The 22,110-nt window shown below is 62.4% G+C and carries 20 protein-coding genes, 1 tRNA gene and 2 pseudogenes; 10 read left to right on the forward strand and 13 right to left on the reverse strand.

All coding sequences use genetic code 11. The annotated features are described in order from the left end of the window. Nucleotides 1-72: 72 nt before the first annotated feature. Complete coding sequence (locus BVU17_06800; protein AUG47248.1) at nucleotides 73-1,557, reverse strand: IMP dehydrogenase; 1,485 nt, start codon at nucleotides 1,555-1,557, stop codon at nucleotides 73-75. Nucleotides 1,558-1,969: 412 nt separating this feature from the next. On the opposite strand from BVU17_06800, the gene BVU17_06805 reads away from it, so the two are divergent. From BVU17_06805 to BVU17_06815, 3 genes are all read left to right on the forward strand, one after another. Continuing rightward, on the forward strand, nucleotides 1,970-2,857 hold the full coding sequence (locus BVU17_06805; protein ID AUG47249.1) for a hypothetical protein: 888 nt from the start codon (nucleotides 1,970-1,972) through the stop codon (nucleotides 2,855-2,857). A gap of 41 nt (nucleotides 2,858-2,898) precedes the next feature. Beyond that, complete coding sequence (locus tag BVU17_06810) at nucleotides 2,899-3,126, forward strand: hypothetical protein (GenBank protein ID AUG47250.1); 228 nt, start codon at nucleotides 2,899-2,901, stop codon at nucleotides 3,124-3,126. A gap of 57 nt (nucleotides 3,127-3,183) precedes the next feature. Next, a tRNA-Trp gene (locus tag BVU17_06815) sits at nucleotides 3,184-3,361 on the forward strand. Between the two features lie 408 nt (nucleotides 3,362-3,769). Here the strand turns inward: BVU17_06815 and BVU17_06820 are convergent. Continuing rightward, nucleotides 3,770-4,201, reverse strand: coding sequence for a hypothetical protein (locus tag BVU17_06820; GenBank protein ID AUG47251.1), 432 nt, complete (start codon nucleotides 4,199-4,201; stop codon nucleotides 3,770-3,772). Between the two features lie 157 nt (nucleotides 4,202-4,358). On the opposite strand from BVU17_06820, the gene BVU17_06825 reads away from it, so the two are divergent. Then, entirely contained in the window at nucleotides 4,359-5,039 is a 681-nt protein-coding gene (locus tag BVU17_06825; GenBank protein ID AUG47252.1) for an IcfA, read from the forward strand. Nucleotides 5,040-5,044: 5 nt separating this feature from the next. Here BVU17_06825 and BVU17_06830 read toward each other — a convergent pair whose 3' ends face one another. Then, the gene (locus tag BVU17_06830) at nucleotides 5,045-5,338 is read right to left on the reverse strand and encodes a chorismate mutase (GenBank protein AUG47253.1); all 294 of its coding nucleotides are present in this window, start codon (nucleotides 5,336-5,338) and stop codon (nucleotides 5,045-5,047) included. Then, complete coding sequence (locus BVU17_06835; protein AUG47254.1) at nucleotides 5,335-6,213, reverse strand: shikimate kinase; 879 nt, start codon at nucleotides 6,211-6,213, stop codon at nucleotides 5,335-5,337. The genes BVU17_06830 and BVU17_06835 overlap by 4 nt, the downstream gene beginning before the upstream one ends. A 140-nt stretch (nucleotides 6,214-6,353) precedes the next feature. Here BVU17_06835 and BVU17_06840 point away from each other — a divergent pair. From BVU17_06840 to BVU17_06850, 3 genes and pseudogenes are all read left to right on the forward strand, one after another. Next, nucleotides 6,354-6,791: pseudogene (locus tag BVU17_06840) on the forward strand (hypothetical protein). A 281-nt stretch (nucleotides 6,792-7,072) separates the two neighbouring features. Then, the gene (locus BVU17_06845; GenBank protein ID AUG47255.1) at nucleotides 7,073-7,756 is read left to right on the forward strand and encodes a potassium transporter Trk; all 684 of its coding nucleotides are present in this window, start codon (nucleotides 7,073-7,075) and stop codon (nucleotides 7,754-7,756) included. Nucleotide 7,757: 1 nt separating this feature from the next. After that, the gene (locus BVU17_06850; protein ID AUG47256.1) at nucleotides 7,758-9,452 is read left to right on the forward strand and encodes a potassium transporter Trk; all 1,695 of its coding nucleotides are present in this window, start codon (nucleotides 7,758-7,760) and stop codon (nucleotides 9,450-9,452) included. Nucleotides 9,453-9,479: 27 nt separating this feature from the next. On the opposite strand, the pseudogene BVU17_06855 reads toward BVU17_06850, so the two are convergent. From BVU17_06855 to BVU17_06880, 6 genes and pseudogenes are all read right to left on the reverse strand, one after another. Beyond that, nucleotides 9,480-9,753, reverse strand: a pseudogene (locus tag BVU17_06855) (hypothetical protein). Between the two features lie 68 nt (nucleotides 9,754-9,821). Next, the gene (locus BVU17_06860) at nucleotides 9,822-11,357 is read right to left on the reverse strand and encodes a potassium transporter TrkH (GenBank protein AUG47257.1); all 1,536 of its coding nucleotides are present in this window, start codon (nucleotides 11,355-11,357) and stop codon (nucleotides 9,822-9,824) included. Between the two features lie 208 nt (nucleotides 11,358-11,565). Beyond that, entirely contained in the window at nucleotides 11,566-11,988 is a 423-nt protein-coding gene (locus BVU17_06865; GenBank protein AUG47258.1) for a hypothetical protein, read from the reverse strand. An 18-nt stretch (nucleotides 11,989-12,006) separates the two neighbouring features. Beyond that, complete coding sequence (locus BVU17_06870) at nucleotides 12,007-12,747, reverse strand: cell surface protein (GenBank protein ID AUG47259.1); 741 nt, start codon at nucleotides 12,745-12,747, stop codon at nucleotides 12,007-12,009. Between the two features lie 43 nt (nucleotides 12,748-12,790). Next, nucleotides 12,791-15,457 (reverse strand): cell surface protein, encoded by a 2,667-nt coding sequence (locus tag BVU17_06875; protein AUG47260.1) that lies wholly within the window; start codon nucleotides 15,455-15,457, stop codon nucleotides 12,791-12,793. A 281-nt stretch (nucleotides 15,458-15,738) separates the two neighbouring features. Further along, nucleotides 15,739-16,026 (reverse strand): hypothetical protein, encoded by a 288-nt coding sequence (locus BVU17_06880; GenBank protein AUG47261.1) that lies wholly within the window; start codon nucleotides 16,024-16,026, stop codon nucleotides 15,739-15,741. 82 nt (nucleotides 16,027-16,108) lie between these two features. Between BVU17_06880 and BVU17_06885 the strand changes: the two genes are divergently transcribed. Next, the gene (locus tag BVU17_06885; protein ID AUG47262.1) at nucleotides 16,109-16,399 is read left to right on the forward strand and encodes a multidrug DMT transporter permease; all 291 of its coding nucleotides are present in this window, start codon (nucleotides 16,109-16,111) and stop codon (nucleotides 16,397-16,399) included. A 90-nt stretch (nucleotides 16,400-16,489) separates the two neighbouring features. Beyond that, the gene (locus BVU17_06890; protein AUG47263.1) at nucleotides 16,490-16,744 is read left to right on the forward strand and encodes a hypothetical protein; all 255 of its coding nucleotides are present in this window, start codon (nucleotides 16,490-16,492) and stop codon (nucleotides 16,742-16,744) included. Here the strand turns inward: BVU17_06890 and BVU17_06895 are convergent. Together BVU17_06895 and BVU17_06900 are read right to left on the reverse strand one after the other, a co-directional pair. After that, a complete protein-coding gene (locus tag BVU17_06895) occupies nucleotides 16,741-17,889 on the reverse strand; it encodes an acyl-CoA dehydrogenase (protein ID AUG47264.1) in 1,149 nt (382 codons plus the stop codon). The two genes, BVU17_06890 and BVU17_06895, sit on opposite strands and share 4 nt — an antisense overlap. Nucleotides 17,890-17,984: 95 nt before the next feature. Next, a complete protein-coding gene (locus BVU17_06900) occupies nucleotides 17,985-18,842 on the reverse strand; it encodes a 3-hydroxybutyryl-CoA dehydrogenase (GenBank protein ID AUG47265.1) in 858 nt (285 codons plus the stop codon). 269 nt (nucleotides 18,843-19,111) lie between these two features. On the opposite strand from BVU17_06900, the gene BVU17_06905 reads away from it, so the two are divergent. Further along, complete coding sequence (locus BVU17_06905; GenBank protein AUG47266.1) at nucleotides 19,112-19,987, forward strand: fructose-bisphosphatase; 876 nt, start codon at nucleotides 19,112-19,114, stop codon at nucleotides 19,985-19,987. An 11-nt stretch (nucleotides 19,988-19,998) separates the two neighbouring features. On the opposite strand, the gene BVU17_06910 is transcribed toward BVU17_06905, so the two are convergent. After that, nucleotides 19,999-22,008, reverse strand: a complete 2,010-nt coding sequence (locus tag BVU17_06910) for a PKD domain-containing protein (protein AUG47267.1) — start codon at nucleotides 22,006-22,008, stop codon at nucleotides 19,999-20,001. Nucleotides 22,009-22,110 lie beyond the last annotated feature (102 nt).

Raw genomic sequence — 22,110 nt, forward strand, 5'->3', positions numbered from 1 at the left:
GCGAATGCGGCACAGAAAGAAGCGTGTAGTCCGGTCTGCGAAACCGCGTCGTAGTCGACTGCGGGCTTTTCCTTAGCTGTCGGGGCTGTAGTTAGGCGCTTCGTCCGTAATCATCACGTCGTGTGGGTGACTCTCCTGCTGTCCCGCGGCAGAGACCCGCACGAACTCGGCACGTTGCTTGAACTCGGGAATCGTCTCGGCCCCGACATAGCCCATCCCGGACTGCATCCCGCCGACGAGCTGGTGGAGTTCGGAGGCCAGCGAGCCCTTGTACGGCGTCGCGGCCTCGACACCCTCGGGGACGAACTCTTCGCCCTCCTCGTCGTCCTTGAGATAGCGGTCGCCGCCGCCTTCGTTCATCGCGCCGACGCTGCCCATCCCGCGGTACTGCTTGTACTTCTTGCCGTTCATCGTGATGACGCGGCCCGGGGCCTCGTCGGTGCCGGCGAAGTACGAGCCGAGCATGACCGCGTCCGCGCCGGCGGCGATGGCCTTGATGGCGTCCCCGGAGTAGCGGATGCCGCCGTCGGCGATGACCGGCACGTCGTGCTGGCTCGCCACGTCGGCGACCTGCGCGACGGCAGTGATCTGAGGCATTCCCGAACCCGTGACCACGCGAGTCGTACAGATAGAACCGGGACCGATTCCCACCTTGACGCCGTCGGCGAAGTCGACGACGGCCTCGGCGGCCTCCCGGGTCCCGATATTGCCGACGACCACGTCGGCGTCGACTTCGGCCTTAATCTCGCGGGCGCTCTCGATGACGTTCGCGTTGTGGGCGTGCGCACAGTCGATGAACAGGATATCGGCGCCAGCCTCGTCCGCGACCTGCGCGCGGTCCATCTCGAAGGGGCCGACAGCCGCGCCACAGCGGAGCGAGCCGTCGTGATCGCGGGCGGCCTGGTCGTACTCGCGACGCTGGAGGATGCCCTGCATCGTGACCAGCCCGACGAGTCGGTTCTCGCCGTCGACGATGGGGACGCGCTCGATCTTGTGGTCGTACATCAGCTCCAGCGCTTCGCGGGGCGTCACGTCTTCGGGGGCGGTGACGACTTCGTCGGTCATCGCGTCCGTGACGGCGTCGTCCTCCCCGACTTCGAGGTACGGGCGGATGTCAGTCCCGGAGATTATGCCAAGCACTTCGCCGCTGTCGTCGTCGACGACCGGCGCGCCAGAAACGCCCTCCCGTTCCATCATCTCGTCGACCTCGCGCACGGTCTGGTTCGGGCTGGCTGTCACGACGTCGCGGATAATGAGTTCGTCGGCGCGTTTGACCCGCTCGATTTCGGTCGCCATCTGATCGGCGTTCATGTTGCGGTGGAGGACACCGATACCGCCCTGCCGCGCCATCGCGATCGCCATGTCACTCTCGGTGACGGTGTCCATCGCCGCGGAGAGGACAGGGACGGTCAGTTCGACCGACTTCGAGACCCGCGTCGTCGTGTCTGCCTCGTCTGGTTCGACGCGAGACTCCTTGGGTCTGAGGAGTACGTCGTCGAACGTCAGCGCCTCCGGTACTCGGAGCTTCTCTGAGAAAGGCTCGGAATCGTTCGCCATGTAAATCGTCCACGACGGCCCGGCAAAAGCGTTGCGAGACTCGGCGCTACGTGGGGTTCGATGCCACACCTGTCCTCGGCAGCACTTCCAGAAATCCGCTCCTGACCACTCATTTGTCACACCCTGCTGTTGAAGGTGAGACATCCGTCCACAAACGACGGGGTATTCCGGAAAAACGGTGGCGCATGTGCGCAGTTCTCACGCAACGATTATGTGCGAATGAAGGATAATTAAAAACATGCGACTCACCGAACCCGCACGGAACGGTACTGCCCGTCAGATGACGTCCACAGCGTCGGGCAACACAACGTTCACGTGGTTCGGTAACAAGTTCTGGCAAGCCTGTCGTGTTCGTCAGGACCGAGTGAGAACTTCCCGACGAGAGTTGGGTTACGCTCGACCGTAACACGACATGAGTATCTCCAGACACCCGATTGCTCTCGACATCGAGCAGCAGGTCGGCCGCGGTGGTCGGCTACTGGCGACTGTCATGGGTCTCCCCCTCGTCGACGGCATTTTCCCGGTACTCGTCCTTGCAGGGGCACTTTCGACCTGGATGGGCGTCCTTGAAGTGGGCTTGCTCGTCTTCGGCGGATCGGCCACTGTTGCCGTCGTGTTAGCCGAACTCGAAGGCGGCCCCCGACAGCAGGCGCGCTCGGTCCTCATCATCGGCGCTGTGTTGATGCCGATTGCGCTCGTTGAAGCAGCCCTTGCGCCGACGATCGCCGGGATCGTCAAACTGGCGACCCTCGAACGCTTCGCCGGCCTCGTCATCCTCGCAATCGCCGCACAGACCGCAAGCGCCCGCATCGGCGAGTACCTCCCGCGGCCGGCCGTTATCGTCATGCTCGGCCTGCTAGCCAGCCTCGACCCCGCGGGCGCAAAGCTGGTCACCGCCATCGAACCCGGCGTCTTGCTCCGCGCCGCCGCTACCACCGGCGTCGGTATCGGCTTCGCCTTGGCTGTCGCGCTGGCGAGTCCGTGGCTCCGCAACGCCGTCGACATCGACCGGTTCCGCTTCGGTAGCGCTGTCGCGCTCGGCGTCCTCGCCCTTTCTGTTCTCGGCGTGATGCCGACCGACGCGCCAGTGGCACTGGCTGTGCTCGCCGTCACGGCGCTGCTGTCGTTCGACCCGGAAAACGCCCGCACGCGCCACACGGAATACCGACCTGACGCCGTGGACCTCACCGCTGCCTTCGCCGACGGCGGCGCGTCACAGGGCGTCGCCGCCGACGAACAGACCGACGAAGGAGCTGCGGTCGAGTACGAACCCGAGCAGGAACGCGCCCCGTGGCTGTGACGAGGGAGAACTTTTAGGCCCATCAGGCCCGGCTGTCCGGTATGAGCGACAATCGCGTGGTCCAGGGACGGATGCAGACCCCTGAGAGCCTAGCCGAACTCATCGAAGGCGAGGACGTCATGGACGCAGAACCGATCGAAGACGCCGATTCCGACTGTCCGGAATGTGGTGAAAACGTCATCTCTGTAGGTTACATGCCCTCTGCACTGGAATTTGTTACTGGATACAAGTGCCAGGAGTGCGACTGGGCCGACACCGACCGCGACTGATCGCCGTCTGCCAATCGAAATCCCTTTAATGCGAGTCGGCTTACGCCGGAGTGCGGGGTCGTGGCCTAGTCCGGGAAGGCGGCTGACTCCAGAGGCCACGCGCCTGGGACGACACTTCGAGGGCTGATATACTGAGCGGCCGGCTGATCACCGGTTCGCGACGATGACCCTCTGGAGTTCCGAGGCGCAGGACGGAGATATCAGCCGATCGGGGGTTCAAATCCCTCCGACCCCATTCCTTATAAAAACAAAGCAGTGGATTCCGCTGCTTTCGCTTCACTATTCGAGAGCGGCCGATAACTCCGGCGTCATTAGTGGGTGAGCCGCGCGAGTCTCAACCACCGCCTACCACAGGGCTGTCGTGAGGTCTGTGTTCGGGTCATCGGGGACAGCGACCAGTGATGCCCTACCCGACGACAGCCGGGGTATCAAACATGACACCGGGAATCACGCCGAAGATTGCGCCGAGACATGGTTCGGCAGGTGATCTATTGGGTCTCTATGTGTGTGAGGGGAGGGCGTTCATGAGTCGGTCTGCCCTCTGAGTTGGAGTTTCAGGGGTCTTCGCCGGATTTGATGACGTATTCCGAAACGACGAAACTGGTGCCGTCCGTTCCGTACCAGATGATCTGAACCGGATCATCTATCTCGGGCTCGTGAATTTCACTGTCGTCATCGACATCTGCTCCATCCCGTTCAACGTCAATATCGCCACCGCCGCGTTCTCCCGTAATAACGAATGTGTCACCGGCCCTAACGGACAATCCTCCGTCAGACTGGTTCGCCCAGTCCCCTCTGGCAATGAGGAAGTCGTTCTGTCCCGTTTCGTCTTCGTCTGGATGACGACTTCAAGGCGTTCGGTGTTCGATTGGTCGAACACGTCCCCAGCCTCATGCCTGATCGTCAGCGTTCGCGTCGATTTCTCCCAGTCGAAGTCGAAACTCGCCTGTGGTGCGGGGGCATCCAGATCCTCAGCGATTCCCAACGTGAAGATGCTGAGGACACTCCCCAGAATAACGACGACACCGACGAGGAGAATCGTCGCAATGACGGAAGAAACACCACGGGGTTCCATACATCAGTTACGGTAATCCATATAAAAAGTGTGCCGGAGCTTTGAAAATCATGGATGTTAGAACCCACAGATGCCGATTGAGCCGGTTCAGTTCGCGTCGTGTCGTTTCACTGCCCGAGTCCAATGAGTTTACTTGGTGGCGGCTATCTGCCCACGCATGAGCCAGTTATTACGCGATTTACTTGCCGGAAACGCCGACCACGCGGCGGAGTTCCGGGACCGGTTCGATCAGGTCCAGAACTCCCAGACGCCCGATGCTGTCACGGTCTGTTGCTCCGATTCGCGGGTGCTTCAGGACCATATGTGGGGCAACAGCGAGCCGGGATATCTCTTTACGTGTAGCAACATCGGAAACCGAGTCATCCAGCGGACCGAGTCCGGCGAGGCGGTGTCCGGCGACGTGCTGTATCCGATCGAACACACGATGACCGAAACGGCTGTCGTCGTCGGCCATACCGGCTGCGGAGCGGTGACGGCGACGTACGATGATCTGACCAACGGGCTGGACGAACCGGCGGGTATTGAGCACTGTCTCAACGTCCTCAAGCCGCACCTCGAACCGGCGCTGGAGCACCTCCCTACGGACATCGAGCGGGCGGCAGCCATCAACCGACTCGTTGAGTACAACGTCGACAGACAGGTCGAGTTTCTCCGAAACAGCGACGACGTGCACGACACCGTCGACGTGTTCGGGGTCGTCTACGACTTTCAGGACGTGTACGGCGGCCGACGGGGAGAAGTCCACGTTATCAATATCGACGGAAAAACCGATGTCGACGCGCTTCGGGCGGCCAATCCCGATATTGCCTCACAGATCAACCGCCTCTGGGAGTACTAGTCCTGCTACCGACTCTCTCGCTGTTCGACCTTGTTCAGTTCGATCAGGAGCCTGAAAATCGCTTTCACGAGGTTCTCGTCGACGTCGAACTGTTCTGCGTTGTCGCCGGCTCGGTCCATCACGGCCTGCTCCTGTTGCTCGTCAGTCGTCGGCAGCCCCTTCTCGTCTTTGACCTGTGCGATGGTGTCGGCCACGTAGGTTCGCTGTGCGATCTTCTCGACGATTTCGCGGTCGATCGTCCGGATTTCGTCGCGCAGTTCGTCTAGCGACATGTCCTCTGGGTTCGGATTCGTGCTCATACTGTGTGTGTCCCTTCTGTTTGTGTCGTCGTCAGCCAGGTCTGTCCGGGTCGGTTATCCCAGGCGTCCTGTACGGCTTCGAGTGCCGCCCGCTCGCCGACGGCGGTGAATGACGGCCCCGTCCCCGACAGTGAGACGCCTTCGACGTGCTGGAGCGCGTCGAGTACCGGGTCCGTCTCGAAATCCAGTGCAGCCGAGAACGCGAGACCGTTGACCGTCATCGCTCGTTGGTAGTCGCCGTCGAGCGCGAGGTCCTCGACGAGACGGGCCATCGGCGCGACCTGTCGGCATCGCTCGACATCCGCGTCAGCACTGAAGGACTGTTCCGGCGGCGTCCAGACGAGCACGTCCCAGTCGATTTCCTCGCGGGCCAGGAGCGCGTCGTCCTCGTTGTCGGTGACGGTGACGCCGCCAAGCATCGACGCCGACGCGTCGTCGAAGGCCCCGGTGACGGTGACGCCCACGTCGCGGGCAGCCATGACCCCGAGGCGGGCCATGTCCTCGCGGCTCATCCGCTCAGTCGCGTCGAGTGCGTCGAGCGTCGCCATGACAGTCGCGTTTGCGGCTGCACTGGAGCTTTTGAGCCCCGACGCCATCGGGACCTCGCTCTCTGTGCGGACAGTCCCGCCGGAGACCGCCGGGACGCCCACGTTCTGTGGGCCGCCGTGGGCGTCGATGACGTACTCGACACAGCGTTCGATAAGCCGCGTGTCGGCGTCCGGCGCACCGCCGACCTCGCCGGTGACGCCGTCGGTCTCGGTCGTGAGCGTGACGGTCGCTGTCGTGTACTCGTCGATAGCAAACGCCGCGCCGCGGCCGGTCGCGAGCGCGTTAAGTACCGTCCCCGCTGCGGGCGCTGCTGCCTTCCCTTCCATCGACCTGTACTCCCGCGCGGACCTATTTACTAACTGCGATACCCCTGCATCGGGCACGGTGGCCCCAGCACCCGAAGCGACCGTTCGCAGTAACACGAGTAACACTATATCGACCAGTTCAAAGGAAACAGCAACGAGGAATGAGTATCAGGAACGCGCTCCGCGGCCTCACAGCAGGTATCGCGGTCCTTGGCTATGTTACCCTATTTGTGCTGTTGCAGGTCCGTGTGGTCCCAGTGTCGGCGCTGGCGGGGATTGCAGTACTCGCCACTGTTGCACTCGCCGTCGCAGGCGGATGACCCGCAGTTCGCCGCCTTCTGGTTCGCGGGTCGTCAGCTCAGGCGGACACGCCCGAATGGTGGCTCGCTCGTCTCGAACCCGCTGTCGAAGACGCCTGGAACGCGTATGCGGACCTAGTGCTGACAGCCGGACTGTTGGTCATCAGTGTCGGGTCCTTCGGCGGACTCATAACGTATCCGGGCGACGACCCGCCGTTTGGCCTCGCTATTGCCGGGTTCCTGTCGATGGTCTGTGGCCTCATCTCGCTCGGGTTTCTCATCGATTCGAGATACGAGTAAACGTGAGCGGTACGGGTTTGGCTCAGGCCGGGAACAGGAGGTACGGCAGAATAAACAGCAACAGGAACATGAACAGGAGAATGATGCCATAGCCGGCGAGCGTCCCGGCGGCTGTCAGCCACGCCGGATGGTCGAACTGCTCGGGGAGATGTGCCATACCGTGGAATTCAGTCGGGGACAGTATAGTGGTTTGGGAACGGGACGTAACCGAGGGACGGCACTGTCCGCCCTGTGCCTGCGAACGGTAGGCTTTCAACTGTCGGTTCAGTACACTGGCAAAAATGTATCTCGTCATCGTCGGTGCCGGCGATATCGGGTCGCCGTTGCTTGAAATTGCGACGGCAGGCGGCAACGAGGTCGTCGTCATCGAACGCAACGAGGAGCGAGCGGAACGCGCGTCGAGACAGTACGATTGTCTTGTGATTAACGATGATGCAACCGCAAAGGATACGCTAGAGGACGCCGGTGCTGACCGTGCTGACGCGCTCATCTCGACAACCGATCAGGACGCGACCAACATCATGGTCTGTCTGCTGGCACAGGAACTTTCGGTGCCGGACATCGTCTCAGTCGTCCACAACCCCGAGCATATGAACGTGTTCCGCCAGATCGGCGTCAACACGATGCAGAACCCACAGCGGCTTATCGCCGAATATCTCTATCGAGCGGTTAAGCGACCGTCTATCGTCGATTTCATGCGCATCGGCGATCAGGCGGAAGTGTTCGAAATAACGGTCCAGCCCGGGGCTCCGATTGCGGGCAAAACACTGCAGGAAGCCAACACAGCGGGTCTCATCGGCGGGCAGACGCTCATCGTGGCAATCGAGCGAAACGGCGACAGCGACCCGATAACACCCCGCGGTGATACGCGCATCGAAGCGGATGACCTCCTCACGGTCTACTCGGGGGACGGTGCGACGCCGGAGGTGACCGACATCTTCGGTCATTCCGAGGACCACAGCTGATATGTCGCGACGGAACGGCGGGCTGTTCCCGGCGGACCTGAAGACAATTGCCCGCGATATCGGCTCGCTTCTGCTGATGGAAGCTGGACTGATGACGATCACGGCCGCGATTGCGCTGGGCTTTCAGGAGGCCTACGCCGCTTTCGGGTTCGTCACTGCGGCCGGGATGACTGCCGCTGTCGGCGGCCTTGCGACTCGCGGGTTCGCCGATGCCCCAGCCCCACAGATGAAACATGGTATGGTTATCGCTGCCGGCGGGTGGCTGCTGGTCGCTGCGTTCGGGTCACTCCCGCTCCTGTTGACCGCGTGGTTCACGCCCCCTGCCGTCATGGACACGTTCGTTCCGGCCGAGATGGCCACGAGTACGTGGGAGCCGATCAGGGTCGGCGGAACGACAACGCTCTCCAGCCTGGCGTACTTCCGAAACCCACTCCACGCCTTCTTCGAGAGCATGAGCGGGTGGACAGGGAGCGGCCTGACGATGGCGATTCACGAGCCCTCGTTGCCCCGCGCAGTCCAGTGGTGGCGGTCGTTCATCCAGTACGTCGGCGGCGTCGGCGTCATCGTCCTGACCGTGTCTATCCTTTCACGGCCCGGCAGCGGCAGTTACGCGCTCTATCAGAGCGAGGCCCGCGAGGAAAAGATCCATCCAAGCGTCGTTTCCACCGTCCGAACGGTCTGGAAACTCGTCGCCGGCTACACGGTGCTTTCCTTCGCATTGCTGTTCGGTGCAATCCTCGCCAGTGACAGCGAGTACGCGGAGTCGCTGCCGCTGTGGAAGGTCGCGTGGCAGGCGCTTAATCATGCTATGACCGGCCTCACGACTGGTGGATTCTCGGTCACTGACAATTCGATTGCGACGTACAACTCGCCGCTCGTCGAAGCCGTCCTGTTGCCGATTATGATTCTCGGCGCGATTGCGTTCCCGGTCCACTACGTCGTCCTGCATGACAGGCAGATTCGCAAACTGGTGTCGGACCTGCAGACCCGCTGGCTGTTCATCCTGCTTGCAGTCGGTGTCGTCGCTCTCTCGACACAAAACGCGTGGTCAGTCTCCGAGACCACCGGCGCGTTCGCCACACAGTCGTTCCTGCCGTTTTCGGTCCCGATGCTTGACGCCCCACAGCTCGATGCAGTTCGGGACTCAGCGTTCCAGTGGGTCAGCGCCCTCAGCTGTACCGGCTTCCAGTCGGCACCGATCGGTCGCTGGCGCGCCGGCGGCAAGGTGCTCGTGGCCGGCGCGATGGTGCTTGGTGGTGCTGCGGGGTCCACTGTCGGCGGCATCAAACTCATCCGAGGGTACACCATCGTTCGCGGCATCGTCTGGCAGTTCTCGCGGGTGTTTCTCCCGACAAACGCAGTGGTTACGGTCCGCATCGGCGACCGAACGCTCGACCGCGAGTCGATGGAGCGGGAGTTCAGCGAAGCGGCCATCGTGACGCTGCTGTGGCTCATCATTCTCGTCACCAGCAGTGTTGTCCTCACCAACGTCGCAGGACCCGCGTTTGGCTACGCCGATGCCCTGTTCGAAGTGGCCAGCGCGCAGGGGAACGTCGGCCTTTCGACAGGTATCACCGGCCCGTCGATGTCTCCGGTCGCAGAGGCGATGTTCGTGCTGAACATGTGGGTCGGCCGTCTGGAGATAATACCGATACTCGTGTTCATCCGCGCTGGACTGTACGGGCTGGACCCGTGACTCGCCGGTCATCCCTCCGGCCGTCCTTTACTCTCGGTCAGGGTACACCTCGCCGAGAAACAGCCAGCGGGCTTTTGTGCCGCCTTCGGGTCTGGTCTCCTCCTCGACGTGGTAAAGCGCGAAGGATTTCTTCGCTGGGACCCCGCTCCACCGGCGATTGCGTCTCGTCATGGAATCGCAGGAGTTCCTGCGCGTAGATGATTGTATTGCGGAGTTCGTCAGGCGTCAACTGTGGCAGTTCCGTCGGAACCCGATCCGGAACTCCCTCAGGCGGTGTCGGTTCGTTTTCAGGACTGAACATACCGCCATCTCTGTCTGGGAGGCATATACCGAACTGGCAGCTACAGATAGGGAGAAAGCTTCCCGGACTCACTCGTTCCAGAACGCACCAGTAAAGAGCACGAACACTGGAATTATCTCTAACCGACCGATCCACATCAGGAAGACCATCAGCAGTTTGCTGGTCCCCGGGAAGAGTTCGTAGGTCCCGAACGGCCCCAGAAACCCGAACCCGGGACCGATGTTTCCGATAGTCGCTAAGCTTGCGCTGAAGGCTTCAAGCACAGTTAGTTCGAGCCCGACACGGCCCGCATCGAGGAGGAGGAACACCGTCGCGATACCGAGCGTGAGCAAGTACAATAGGGTGAACCCGTATATCGCGTTGATAACGCTCTCGTCGATGACCTGCCCGCCGAGCCGGACTGGTTTGACGGCGCTGGGATGGGCTGTCGTGAATAGCTGGCGTCGGATACTCTTGAACACGACGAGCCATCGGACGATCTTGATACCGCCACCGGTCGACCCTGCCGAGCCGCCGATAAACATCGCGAACAGCAGGACACCCTGTGCGGTGCTGCCCCACTCGGCAAAGTTGCTCGTCGCATACCCGGTCGAGTTCAGCAGCGAAGCGACCTGAAACGTGGCCTGCCGGAGCGAGTTTTCAAGCGCTCCCTGCGTGATACCACCGAGTTCAAGTGGCGGCGCGGACCCGGTGAACAGCAGCCCCCAGAGGATGACGGCCACGCCGGCGTTCGCACCGAGGTACGCCTGTAGTTCGCGGTCCTTGAGGAAGGCGGCGTAGTCGTCCTGCAACAGGAGGTAAAACAGCGCGAAGTTCATCCCGGCGATGAGCATGAACGGAACGACGACCCACTGGACGGCCGGCGAAAAGTAGGCGATGCTCTCAGCCTGTGGCGAGAAGCCGCCGGTCGGCAGCGTCGTGAACCCGTGGGCAACGGCATTGTAGGCGTCCATGTTCGGGGCCATCGATGTCTGGCCGAGGCCAAACAGGATGAGGACGAGCAGGACAGTAAAGCCCAGATAGAACAGCCAGAGGAGTCGGGCGGTCTCGGCTATCTTCGGCGTCAGCTTCTGGAGTTCGGGGCCGGGCGCTTCCGATTCGATCAACTGTGCCCCGTTGACGGCTGCCTCCGGAAGAATGGCGACCATCAGGACGATGATACCCATCCCGCCAAGCCACTGGGTGAGCTGTCGCCACATCAACAGCGCGTGTGAGTGGCGAGTGAACGATATTTCGTCGGTGGCGGTCGCGCCAGTGGTCGTAAACCCGGACATCGACTCGAACAGCGCGTTCACGGGCTCACCGAGCGCTGATTCAGTGCCATACCCCGCGATAACGTAGGGGATCGCGCCGATAACCGCGACGGCACCCCAGGAGAGACTGACGAACAGTAGCGCCTCGCGTGGTCCGAGTTCGTGAGTGTCGCTGACTTGCTCCAGCACCACACCGACCGTGATAGCGACCGCGATAGAAATCAGGAAGGCAGCGGTATCGTCTCCATACAGCAACGCAATCCCGAGCGGGACCAGCATTGCGACGGCGAGATATTTAATCACAGTGCCGGTCAAGGCAATACTCTGTCGCCAGTCGACACGAATCGACATCACTGATCACCGACCATTATCTGACGCTCACACACCCGCTATCAAAAAGCCCCGCGTTCTAACAGCGCTGCTTCCGGCGACACTCCTCGTTCTCAGCGTCGCTTCGGTGGGTTTCTGTTCCGTCCTGACAGCGTACCGACCGCGTATGCAGTAGCCTCGTCCGCTGTCAATTCGCCGTTGAAACTGCTGGCGACGCTGAACTGACGACTTAGACGTGGCCGTGTTCTTTTGCCCCCTCCCGGATCTTCTTTGACCGCTTTCGGACGCGTGAGACGTACCGTTCGATTTTTTCCGGTTTCTCGCCGTAAAAGGACGCGGCCCAGTGGACGTCGACACCATCTTGGGTGAGGAAGTAGGCGACAAGCGTGTCCCGGCCGGCCTGGATAACCGTCGGCGGCACGCCGCGCTCGCCGGTTCCGGCTTCCTGAAAGCCGTTCACGTCGAAGTACACGTCGGCGTACAGCGTCGCCATCTCGGGGTCATCGAAGGCGATCCCCTCGTGGTCCGGGGCCTCGAATCGGTACCGTGTGTCACCCTCGCCTGTCGTTCGTTCGACGATACGCACATCGAGGATGTACTCGCGGTAGGTGGAACTGTCCGTCGCTGCAGCAGCGGTGTCTGATTTTGGCATGGATAGGTCGGTTTGGTGTTACGGTTGCCGGCTTGTTCTGGCCGCAAGCGCTGCCACCGCGGCGAGTGAAGCGAGAACCAGCGCTATCGGGAGTGACCCGTTCGCGCCGGTCGTCGACTGCTCGCCGCCTGGCGCTGTGGTCCCTGCGGTACTCGGGGTACTGGCTGACCCGGCTGTGGACTCGCTGTCGGGTGACGACGCGTCGGTCATGCCGGCCACTGTCTCCGTCGTCGCGCCCGGTGACACTGCGAGCGCTGTCGGCGCAGTCGTTGGCTCGACCGCGCCGCCCCCGTCGGCATCGATTTGGCTCGACGTGACGGTCAGCTGCGTCTCGCCGCCGTCGACGCCAGCGAGCTGGACCGTCGCGAGCGTCACGTCGCTGGCACCGGGCTCGATCTGCCCGTCGAGATCAGCCGCCTCAAGCGTGATTGTCCCGCCGTCTGAACTAATGACGGGTTCAGTCGTGAGACCGAGGCTGGCCGGGTAACTCGCGTTTTCGAACTGGGCAACCGCGGGGTCGTCAACTGTGAGTTCGAGCTGGTAGCCGGCCAGTCCGTTCGGCGCGCTGGTGAGGACGACCGGTGCGGCCATCGTTTCACCGGCAGGGACGGAGTCGGTCTCGATGCTGATTGTCGGCGTGCTCTGCCCTGCAGCGAGCGCGGGGACCGCCCCTGCGAGGCAGACGAGCGCGACGAGTGCGAGCGGGATGCCAGCGGCTCGGACGCAACCGCGTATGGAATAAGTGGTGTCGTCGGTCATTGTGTTGCTGTATCGAAAGATGGGGGGATCTCGGTTGCGGCCGTTAGTTGACCTCTTCGTAGAGCGCCGTCACGTCCGCGAAGTCGAGTTTGCCGTTCTCGTTGAAGTCGTACGCGCCGGTGTTCAGCTGGACGCTGTCGGAGTCCATGTTCGAGAACAGCACCTGCACGTCCTCGTAGTCGAGGCGGCCGTTGCCGTTGAGGTCCTCGAAATGCCCGTCGCCGTCCGGATCAGTCGGCGCGGCGTCGCCGACGACCGTCTGCGGGCCGCCCACGACGATACCGTTCCGAGCTTCTGCCTCGATGGCGTTGCCGCTCTCGTCGTCCATCTGCTCGATAGAGACAGTCAGGTCTGTCGTGCCGCCGCCGTTGGCGCGGACGTCGAGCGTCGCGAGTTCCACGTCCATCGCGCCTGACTGGACGTTCGTGTTGACGTCGGCAACCCGGATTGTCGCCGACGAGCCGTCGTCGCTGATGGAACTCTCGGTGAGTCCGAGTGCGTCGGGGAATGAGACGCCGGTGATAGACGCGATTTCGGGGTTCGAGACGCTGACGGTCAGCCGAGCGCCGGAGAAGCCAGCGGGGAGCGACGAGGCAGTCAGCGAGACGGTGCCTGTCGACCCGCTGCCGACCGCGGCGGAGTTGGCGCTGACGACGACGTTGGGCTGGTAGACGTAGAGGCCGTCGTTCGGGTACGAGCGAGCGGGGCCGCCAAAGCCGTCCTCACAGCAGAGCACGCGACCGTCCCGCATTGTGTAGACGTTGTCGATATTCCGGAGCGCGTCGTTCGCGTCTTCCGGAGAGTCGGTGAAGTCGGGACCGGTGATGACCGGTTCGAGCGTCGAGACGTTGTAGTCCGATTCCAGCACACCGCGGTAGACGACGCCGCCGTCGACGCGGTCAAGCTGGATATCGCCCTTGTCGTCCGCGAGCGCGTCGTTAAACTCCGAGATGCCGAAGTAGATGAAATCGCCGGGCTGGGAGTCGTCGACGCTGTCGACGCCCTCGGCCTTGTTGAACTCGATTGACGCGCCGATTTCCTTGGCGGCCGCGCGGGTCTCCAGGAACGGGACGCGCCGGAGTTCTTCGTCGACGCCGTCAGGCCCATTTGCCTCGTACTGCTCGGCCCACTCGATGATTTCCTCGTTCGAAATGTAGTTCTGGTTCCCGTTCTCGATGACTGCGAGGTCGGCCTGTTTGATCGTCTCCGCGGTGACCTCGTCGCCGTTCTCCCAGTCAGCGTGGGCGCTGAGGTAGTCGGCCTGGGTCACGTTGTCGTACTCGCTGACCCAGGACTCGACCTCGGCGTTGGTGGCGTGGCCGAGTTCGATCCATTCGATTTCCAGCGGGGTCTGTGCGGGGGAGTTCCGCTGGCCGGCCTCTGCGGCGTTGGCCGCGTCGTTGGTAATCTTGGGGGCGTACAGCGTTCCGGCGACATCCATCGGGTCGTCGTACTCCGGAATCGGCTCGTCGGCGACGAACTTGTAGATGCCCTTGCTGTCGCCGTCGGAACAGCCGTAGACGGTCCGCTGGTCGCCTTCGATGTCGGGTGCCTCCCACGAAGCCCGCCCCATCACGTAGTACTTGACCGCCTCGGGTTCGTCGGCGGTCGGCTCACGGAAGTCGACGAAGTACCCGTACCGGTACGGGTTCGGGTACACGTCGTCAAGCAGCGTCGTCGCGAGGTTCTCGCCGTCGCCCTGGTCGTCGCGCTCCGCCCCGAGGTAGTACGCGAGGAACTCGACGCCGGTGAGCGCCCATGAGCCCTGTGCATAGAAGTTCTCGTCGAGGTCGCCGCTCTCGGCGTAGGACTCGATTGCGCCGGAAATCTCACTTGGGTTCGGCCGGTTCCAGAACTGACACCCGCCAATGAGTCCTTCGCCTGTCCCAGCCTCGACGATGTCGCTCACCGTCGCCGTCAGACTGACGCGGGGATGTGCGTAGTTCTCCTCGGCGGAAATCATCGTCCCCCACGGACTGAGGTCACCGTAACAGTTGATCCGCGTCCCGCCGTGTTCGCGGAGTGATTCAGTGTTCGTGAGGTTCATCGCGTTCTCGGTGTCCGCGCTCCACTCGCCGTTCTCGTCCTGGCTGAGCGGGATCCGCGAGACGCATCCGGGGCTGTTCTCCCAGTTGGTGAACAGGTACCCCTCGGTCCCCTCGTCGTTGCTCGGGACGAACTGATTGCAGTCGGGGTTCGTCGCCGCGCCGCCGTACTGTGTGCCCGCGAAGTTCTCCTGTGTGATGTCTGTCCCGTCGGGCGTCTGGACCACGCCGAGGCGCGCCTCGCCGCCGTTGATAGGTTCGCGGCCCTGGACGAGGATTTCGTAGTCGCCGGCCGCGGACCGGACCTGTCGCTGTTTCTCCTCGGTGTCCGGAATCCCCACTTCCGGGAAGTCGTCGTTGCTCCCGTCGAACTCGAACTGGAAGCCGCTGAAATAGCCCACTGCGGCTCGTCCGAACGGTTCGGGATTCTCCCCTTCCGGGTGCTGGAGGCTGTAGAGGAGCGAGCCGTCTTCGAAGACGAACGGCCCGGTCACCTCCGCGCCAAACGCTGTCGTCGAGAATCGCTTGAGACTCCCGGCGACGCTCGGAGCGCCCGGTGTGTCTGTTTCTTCGACCTCTTCCCCGCTTGCCACGCCGATGACGCTGGCCCCAAGTGCAGCAGCCACCGATTGTGAAAGTACCTGCCGTCGAGTGAAATCGACCATGCGAGTGAGGAGTAGCAGTGATTATTAAAGCAAGTTTATAATATTTGTATGATGTTTCTGGAGTAATCTTGTGATACCTGTCCGACACATACCTCTATTCTGACGGACATATCACAAATACTGCTATTTTTGCGGGATGTGTACCGAATGGTTCCGATGACGGTCCCTCACGAGTCGATTCGTAATCACCTACTTACCAGTGAGCAAACTGAATAGTCGACGCGTGCATTATTTCACACTGTCAGGTTACAAGTAATACGGGCAGTCGCCGTAGCCCGCGGCTACATTCCCATGTCGGCGGCCGGGTCGGGAATCGGCAGCGCGTTCGGCGACACGCCGAGCAGTTCCGCCGCGTGGTCGAGCGCCATGTCGAAGCCGTAGTACCGCTCCAGTTCGTCGCCGTCGGCGGTCGGCCGGACCTTCAGCATCGCGTACCCCTCGATATTCTGTGCGACCGCGGCGCTCCCGGAGTCGCTTTCGAAGGTCAACAGCCGTTCCTCGTCTGTCTCTCGATATGTGGCCGTGATGCCGTCGGCCGACGCCTCGACGGGGAGTTCGGAGTCGGTCATCGCCGGTCCTATGGCGTGGAGGTATGCGAACCTGGCGGTTCGAAACCGCAAACGCGAAGCGAGCGGGCCGCCAGGGACACCCATGGCGAAGTGGCTCCAGAGCGGCCGCCGGCGCGACATGTGTGTCCTGCTGGCCGCCGCAGCGGACGGGGAACTCTCCGGCCAACGGCTGAAGACGCGGCTCGAACGCCGCTACGACACGCGAATCGAACCCAAGAGCTTCTACGGCGCGCTCGAAGCGCTGGAGTCGGCCGGGTTCGTCAACCACCGCGAGGACGGCATCGCCGACAAGTACTCGCTGACCGACGCCGGCGAGCGGCGGCTTCGGGACCAGTTCGAATGGATGCAGGCGGCGCTCGGCGAGGACAGTTGATGCCGCTGCTCGTCGGCTCCCGACGACTTTCGCTACGCCGGCACTGATCGATGGGGTATCCTTTTGTGAGCGGTCCCATAGAACACGGATATGTCCCTGTCCCGCTCGCTCTTCCTGGCAGGTCTGGACGCCCTCCCGTTTGCGGCACTCGCCAGCATCGCAACGTACGTCTTCGCACGCACAGCTATCCAGCCGTCAGCAGTCGTCGGGATGCTCGCCGCAACGGTCGGCGTGGCGGTACTCCTCGCGCTGGGAACCATCAGCGCGAATCGGTATCGTGCGAACGGAAAATCGTTCTACTTCACGCGCGCGGTCGTCGTCGAAGGACTCCTCTCGATTCCCTAATCGAGAAGTTCGCTGGCAATGGTATTGCGGAGGACCTCGCTGGTCCCCTCGTAGATCTCGTTGAGTTTGGCGTCGCGGTAGAACCGCTCGGCCGGGAAGTCCTTCGTGTAGCCGTAGCCGCCGTGGACCTGAATGCCCTCGTTGGCCACTTCCCGGGACACCTCTGAGGCGTACAGTTTGGCTTGGGCGGCCTCCTTGACGAACGACTCGCCGGCCATCTTCTTATCAGCCGCCTGGTGCATCAACAGGCGGGCCGCTTGCGTCTTCGTGTCCATGTCTGCGAGCTTGTGCTGGATAGCCTGGAAGTCGCTGATCGGCTGGTCGAACTGTTCACGGTCCTGGGCGTATTTCAACGCCTCGTCCAGCGCAGCCTGTGCGATGCCGACGCCGCGGGCCGCGATGGTGATGCGCCCGCCGTTGAGCGTCTTGAGCGCGTGGACGAACCCACGGCCCTCCTCGCCGAGTCGGCGGTCGGCGGGGATTCGCATGTCGTCGAACCGCAGTTCGGCGGTCGGACAGCCCTTGTCGCCGAGTTTGTGCTCGGTCCCTTCGACGATGAAGCCGTCGTCCTCCTCGGGGCGAACGATGAACGAGGAGATGCCCTTGTTGCCGGCCTCGGGGTCGGTCTTTGCGAACAGGACCACGGTGTCGGCAACGGAGCCGTTGGAAATCCAGAGTTTGCCGCCGTTGACCAGATAGGCGTCACCGCCGTCGACCGGTTCGGCGGTGGTGTCCATCGCCGGCACGTCACTGCCCGCACCCGCTTCGGACAGGGCGAACGCGCCGATTTCCTCGCCCGCTGCCAGCGGCGTGAGGTAGGTCTCTTTCTGGGCCTCGTTCCCGAACTCGTAGATCATATTGCAGGCCAGCGAGATGTGTGCGGCGACGATTGTGCCCAGTCCGCCGCTCCCCCGCGAGATCTCTTCGAGGGCCATGGCGTAGCTGTGGTAGTCCAGTTCGGCCCCGCCGTATGCCTCCGGAATCGGCATCCCCATCAGGCCGAGGTCGGCCATTTCGTCGACGAGGTCCCACGGGAACTCATCGGTTTCGTCAATCTCCGCTGCCCGCGGCTTGACTTCCTCGTCGACGAAGTCCGCGACCATATCCTGTATCTGGCGTTGTTCCTGTGTGGGGCTAAAGTCCATGATAGATTCTAACGCTGGTTGGGTCTTTACTGTTGGCCAACGCGCGGCCCGTTGCCGGGTATTGTACTCTGTCGGTATTTGTCACCGCGGGTCTGTCAGTCGTAGTCGTAGAAGCCCCTGCCGGACTTTTTCCCGAGGTCGCCGGCCGCGACTTTGCGTTTGAGCAGGTAGGCTGGCTTGTAGCGGTCACCCAGCTCCTCGTACAGCGTTTCAGAGGCGTCGAGGACCACGTCGAGGCCGATGTGGTCGGCCAGTTCGAGCGGCCCCATCGGAACATTCGTCCCCAGCGTCAGCCCGCGGTCGATGTCTGCCTTATCGGCGACCCCCTCGTCGTAGGCCCGGATGCCCTCGTTTATCCAGGGCATCAACACGCGGTTGACGACGAAGCCGGGCTTGTCGTCAGCTTCCCAGGTCTCCTTGCCGATGTCGTGAGCGAACTCCCGACCGAGCGTCACCGTCTCGTCGCTGGTGTGCTCGCCGACGACGAGTTCGACGCCTTTCATCACCGGGACGGGGTTCATGAAGTGTAGTCCAAGGACCTGTTCGGGCCGGTCGGTGGCGCTGGCGATGGTCGTAATCGAGAGCGTACTCGTGTTGCTGGCAAGCACCGTGTCCGGTCCGCAGATCTCGTCGAGGTCCTCGAACACAGACTGCTTGATGTCCATATCTTCCGTGACAGCCTCGACGACGAGGTCGGCGTCCGCGAGGACGTCCATCTCAGTGGTGCCGGTGATGCGGGCTGTCGCCGCCTCCGCCTCCTGTTCTGTCACTGTATCGCGCGCAACGAGTGTCTCAAAGCTCGACTGAATCTCCTCGAACCCGGCGGCGACTAGTTCTTCTGTCACATCGCGCATGACGACATCGTAGCCGGCCGTCGCGGCGACCTGAGCGATGCCGTTACCCATCGTTCCAGCGCCGACGACGCCGACGGTGTCGACTGTTTCGAGATGCATACCCGCGCCTTCGGCCGGCGGTCGTGTAAGTCTGCCGACGGTATCACCTCATCACGAGACCGGAAATCTACCGAGGGAATCAGTCACAGACTTAGCGGCAAGCACTGCCTCGCGGCGGAATATTCACTCGAAATGTAGTAAATGTCAGCAAAAAGATACTTATGATGTGCCAGAGAACGAACTTGTGATGAGAGACCCTGCGGGCAGCAGGCTCGGAGAAAAATTCGACTGGTCACCGGATGGCCAGTCTCTGCCCCTACATCTGACAAATGAGTAAGTCACTCGACATCTCGACCACCGAAGCCGAGCAGACTGTCACGGAAGTCATCGACACCATCGCCGCGACGACACCGGACGTCCGCCGCGCTGTTGCCGACTACCGTGGCCAGAGCAACTCCGTCAACCCCACCGGCGACGACCAGCTCGCGGCTGACCTGCGCGCCGACGAACTGTTCGAGCAGCGGGTGCTGGGCATCGACGGCGTCGCCTCTTACGCCAGCGAAGAACGCGCGGACGTGAAAACGACAGACGGTCGCCTCCACGTCGCGATGGACCCCCTCGACGGGTCGAGCAACCTCGAACCCAACAGCGGGATGGGGACGATCTTCGGCGTCTACAGCGAGCAGCCGCCGACGGTCGGCACCAATCTGCTCGCCGCCGGGTTCGTCATCTACGGCCCCATCACCTCGATGGTCGTCGCTCGGGACGGCAGCGTCCGCGAGTACATCCTCGAAGACGGCGACAAGCGGGTCGTCGACGACGACGTGACGGTTCCGGAGGACCCCACGGTCTTCGGGTTCGGCGGCGGCGTCGACGCCTGGACCGACGAATTTGAATCCTACGCCGAGGACATCCGCCACGAACTGAAACTCCGCTACGGCGGGGCGATGGTCGCGGATATCAATCAGGTGCTCACCTACGGCGGCATCTTCTCGTATCCCGCACTGGAGTCACGCCCCGAGGGGAAACTTCGAGTCCAGTTCGAGGGCCACCCGATGGCCTACATCCTTGAGTCGGCCGGCGGGCGGTCTTCCGACGGCGACCAGTCACTGCTCGAAATCGAACCCGACGAGCTACACGAGCGGACGCCGCTGTATCTCGGAAACGACGACCTGATCGACCGGCTCGAAGCGAATATCGACTGACGCCCTGTCAGTCAGTAGCCGAGGTATATCGCCAGCGCTTTCAGAACGCTGTACAGTCCGATAGCAACGCCCAGTAGCCCGCCGAGAACGGTTCCGACGATGCCGTCGGGCCACAGCGAGAGCGGGTTCGGAATCCCGACCGACGGGAGCGCTGGAATCGGGAGGCCACCGCTGTCAGCCGTTACGTTCCCGACACGTAGCCCGTCGACAGTCAAGTTTCCAGTGGTGTTGTCCGGCATCGAGCGGGCAAACTCCGTCGTTCGCGTCTCGCCGGCGGGGACCGTGACTGTCCGCGTTGTCAGTATCGAGGTGTTGAGCGCGACGATCACGTTGTGGTCGCCGCTCGCAGTCCCCCGGTTTTCAAGCTCGACGGCGATGACGGTTCGCTCGCCGGGGCCGAGTTCCGATGGAACTGCCGTGGCGTTCGTGACCAGGATATCCGGCTGTCCGGGTTCTTCTGTCTGTGTCTCGGTCGTCTCGGGTTCGGCCGTCGACGTTTCCGAGTTGGTTGTCGCCGCCTCCGCATCCACGTCTGTCGCTGCCGTCCGTTCGACTCCGACGACGAACGTCGAAAGTCCCGGAGAGTCAGCCCGGTAGACGATGTGTGACTCGCTCCGGCCGGCAATAGCAGTCGCTAAGGGCGTCCACCCGCCGTCCTTCCGGAACAGCGTCACAGCCTCGGGTTCCGCACCGACTGCCGCCAGTGTGTCACGGTCAACAGTAAACGTGAACGTCGCGCCCTCAGCCGGAACGGACCCGTGGTCGATATCGAACCGGCTGACGCCAGTGTGACCGGTGGCAGTCACGAACGCTGGCGTGGGCTGGCGGGAGCGGACGGTGAGTGTGGCGGATTCGTTACCCGGGAACGACGCGGCAAGCCGTTCCAGCGTTCCGTTCTCACCGGTGACGAGTGGCCCCTCCGGAGACCGAATTTGCTGTGTCTGGCCGGACCCGTTCACCGAGACGTTCGCCGTAGTCGCGTTCGGCTGTCGCACAGTTACGTTCCCGGCGGACCCGTTCCCAACGACGGACACGACTCTGGTCACACTATCCGTGTTCCCGAGCGGGTCAGCGACTGTCACGGTTACCTCGTGACTGCCGGGTGAGGCGAAGGCTACGGTGATATTCTCGCCGGTGAGGATGGTATCACTCCCGACTTGCCACCGGACCGAATCGACGCCCTGATTGTCTGTCGTCTCCGCTGCGGAGAAGGTCACTGACTCGCCGACAGTTGCGTTCTCCGGCCCAGCGACACTGACGTTCGGCGCGGAGTCGTCATAGAGGAACGTCTGCTGTCGTCCAAAAGAGTTCTCGTTTCCGTTCTCGTCGGTCACCGACATCAGCAGCAACGAGTACTCGCCTTCTTCGGGGAACGTGTACGTCCGCGTGTACGTGTTCACGTTACCGGTGCGTTCGGTGAATCCCGAGATGTTGAGTGTGTCTATCGACGGGCCACCGACGGAGACTCGAAGCTGTTGTATCGGTTCGTGAATGCCGACAGAGATACGGGCGGTGGAGCTATTGACGCGGCTTACCTCGAACGACTGATACTTCGGCACGACGGAGTCCATCCCGCTGACGGTGACTGACTTGTGCGGAAGCTCGTTCCCCGCTTCGTCGGTGATGCTGGCGGCGTCACGGAGACTGACGGTGACGTTGTCTGTGTCGACCTTTTTTTCCAACAGGAGGGAGACGCGCACCCCCGTCCTGTTTGTTCCGGAAGCGTCGATTGATGTGACTGAGACGTTTTCTACTCGGCCCGCAGTTAGCTCGAAATCCGCTGCCTGAATCGTACTCGTGTCTAACGACCCGCCGTCGTCGAACAGGGTTACCTCGATAGTCGTAGCGTTGCCCCGCGTCGCATTGCCCCACTCCGGCGACTCGGTGTCGTCAGCCGCAGCGGTGCCAGAAGCAACAGTACCGAGCAGCGTGAGCAAAAGAAGGGCAACGAGCAGCGGAAGCCACCAGCGACGACGCCCGGTCGACAGCGCTGTCTCGCGAGGGTCACTGGTGGCACTCATAGTACATGGGTAGCCCGGCACCCGATATCAATGGTGCGCCACCATTATGAGAGGTGATAATCGCGTGTGGGGACTATCTGCAATCTATATCGGGGTACCGAA

Origin of the sequence: Haloarcula taiwanensis, assembly GCA_002844335.1 — an archaeon.
In the GTDB taxonomy this organism is placed as follows: Archaea; Halobacteriota; Halobacteria; order Halobacteriales; family Haloarculaceae; genus Haloarcula; species Haloarcula taiwanensis.